3 protein-coding genes are annotated in these 2,411 nt (G+C 69.9%); 1 reads left to right on the forward strand and 2 read right to left on the reverse strand.

Features of this window, described 5'->3' with window-relative positions:
• Positions 1 to 352: alpha-amylase family glycosyl hydrolase (locus tag ACGFIS_RS37440; RefSeq protein ID WP_392974012.1), on the reverse strand; the 352-nt coding region annotated here is incomplete at its 3' end.
• Between the two features lie 937 nt (positions 353 to 1,289).
• Here ACGFIS_RS37440 and ACGFIS_RS37445 point away from each other — a divergent pair.
• Positions 1,290 to 2,129, forward strand: a complete 840-nt coding sequence (locus ACGFIS_RS37445; RefSeq protein WP_392913537.1) for an STAS domain-containing protein — start codon at positions 1,290 to 1,292, stop codon at positions 2,127 to 2,129.
• Here ACGFIS_RS37445 and ACGFIS_RS37450 read toward each other — a convergent pair.
• Positions 2,130 to 2,411: hypothetical protein (locus tag ACGFIS_RS37450; RefSeq protein ID WP_392913541.1), on the reverse strand; the 282-nt coding region annotated here is incomplete at its 5' end.

Genomic DNA, 2,411 nt, shown 5'->3' on the forward strand with positions numbered 1-2,411 from the left:
ATTCGGCGATGTCGTAGCCGCCGTCGCGCAGGGGTGACTGGTAGATGGGCAGGAGCCACAGGCAGTCCACGCCGAGCCATTGCAGGTGGTCGAGTCTGCTGATCAGGCCGCGCAGGTCGCCGTAGCCGTCGCCGTTGGAATCGGCGAACCCGCGCACCGACACCTCGTAGAACACCGCCGTCTTGAACCAGTGCGGTGTGCGGGGGGTCTTCTCGCTGAAGGGGTCCGGGAGTGCCCGGCCGGCCGGCGCCGCGGCGTCCGCCCCGGGGCCGCCGGCCCGCAGGGCCTCCGTCTCCGTCTCGGTGACCTGGTCGGACGTGCTGGTGGTGAGGTTCTTCGGCTGGCCGTGCATGGGTCACCCCGGGTGTGTTGGAGACATCTAGATCAGCAATGCCCGCAGTCCGCGTCCGCGACGTGCGCGACAGGCAACCATCCGTAAAAATCTCAGTACTGTCCGTGACCGGCCATCCGGTTTCGGTGCCCGCAGATCCGTCCGGACGGGACGGGCCGCGCCCAAGCACGAGGTAGATCGCGCCGTGTCCGGCCACACCGGCCCTGCCGCACCCGCGACCGGGAAGGTCATCGCCCGGTAGCGGTCCGTTATGGCGCGGGAAAGTAGCGCAAAAACACGTTGATCTGCGGCCCGGTCACTGGCGCGCACCGTCTCGAATACTTGCCGCACGACGGTTGTGTCATGTCCGTGTTTTTAGCTTCGTCGCTTTTTCTGTCGCATGCCTCGGGTAGGTCATTTCCAAGCTCAGAACCTGTCGTGCAGTTGACGCCTGTGCGTTTGACCCGTGCGTTCGACACCCCGTGTGGATGACGGCTTGTGTGGATGACGCCTGTGCGGATGACGCCCGTGTGGATGACGCCTGTGTGGATGACGGCATGGCGGTTGACAAGTCCGGACGGAACTATTTCGTCCAAAGCGATCGGAGGGACAGTGGAGCGCTGGGAGATGTCGCCATCGGTCGTACCGACGCGCGATGACCTCGTGGCCCGGCTGCGCGTTCGCTTCGCCGATGTTCCGGCGGAGAACGTGCGCCGTTGCGTGGACGACCTGTGGTGCTGCTGCACCCATCTCGGAGTGCGGCCCGAGGAACGGACCATCGAACGCCTCGCGGCGTCCCGGCTGACGGGTGTCGTGCGGGGAGGGCGCCCGCCGTATCCGGACGGGCGTCCCGCGTCGAGACCGCCCGGCTCCCATGCCGCCGCCCATGGTGACCTGACCGTTTCGCCCCGGCCCGCCCACGCGGCCACGAGTACCCCGATCGGGATGTGACTGACACATGAAGGACACGACCGTGGCGGGCCTGAGCATCGAGACCCGCAGAGGTTTCATCGTCCTGGGCCTGCCCGCGCAGATCAGCTGGCAGAACTACGCGGGGATCAGGGAGGGGGTGAGCAGGGCGCTGTCCCTCGCGTCCGCGGGCCCGGCGCGGGGCGGCGGACGCGGCGGAGTCGTCGTCGACTTCGGGGACGCGGTGCTGCTGGACGCCGCGGGGCTGGTCCTGCTGGCCCGCGCGGAGACGCGGGCGCAGCTGCTCGGCTGCCCGCTGCGCGCCGTGGTGCCCGCCCTGTCCGCCCATGTGCTGCGGGCGCTGCAGCTCACCGGCCTGAGCCGGCTCGTGCCGGTGTTCGCCGACGTCGCGTCCGCCACGGCCGCGCCCGTCCCCGGCGGGGGAGCGGGCGACGTGGACACGACGCACGTGCTGGACGCCATCCGGGCCCTGCACCCGGGCGACGCCGGGCTCACGCCCACCCCGCCCGCCCCGTCCGAACTGATGATCACCACGACGGCGGCCGGCGACGGCGACCACACGGTCGTCCACCTGTCCGGCGTGCTCGACGAGGTCACGGTGCCGCGGCTCGGGGACACGCTCACCCAGCTGGTCGAGGCGAACCTGCGGCATCTCATGGTGCGGATGCACGACCGGCTCGGCGTCCGCTGCGACCCGCTGCCGATCCTGCTCGGCATCCGCTGGCGCGTCGCCGCCGAGGGCGGCTGCCTGTCGCTGCCCGCGCTGCCCGCCAAGCTTCGCCGCATCATCGACCGCGAGGGTCTCGGCTCGGTCTTCACCGGCTGCCGCTCCATCGAGGATCGCCTGCTCACCGCCGAGTTGATCTGATCAGGTTCCGTTCGGGCGCGGCCTCCCGCCGGCCGAACGACGCGGACCACCGCGGCGCGGCTTCGGCTTCGGCTTCGTCCCGTTATTCGCCCTGACCCTGCCGTTCTCCACGCTGTTCTCCGCGACGCTGTTCCCATCGGCCCGCACATGTCCGCCGTTCCGCTGGAACGTGAGGATGTGTGCGGGCCGTGTTCGGGGGTCGAGGTGGACGTAGTTGGAGCGGTGCCAGGTGTAGGTGGTGCCGTCGAGTTGGTCGGTGAGGGTGTGGGGTTGGTGGGGGTC

The sequence above is a fragment of the Spirillospora sp. NPDC048824 genome (assembly GCF_043198455.1).
Lineage (GTDB): Bacteria > Actinomycetota > Actinomycetes > Streptosporangiales > Streptosporangiaceae > Spirillospora.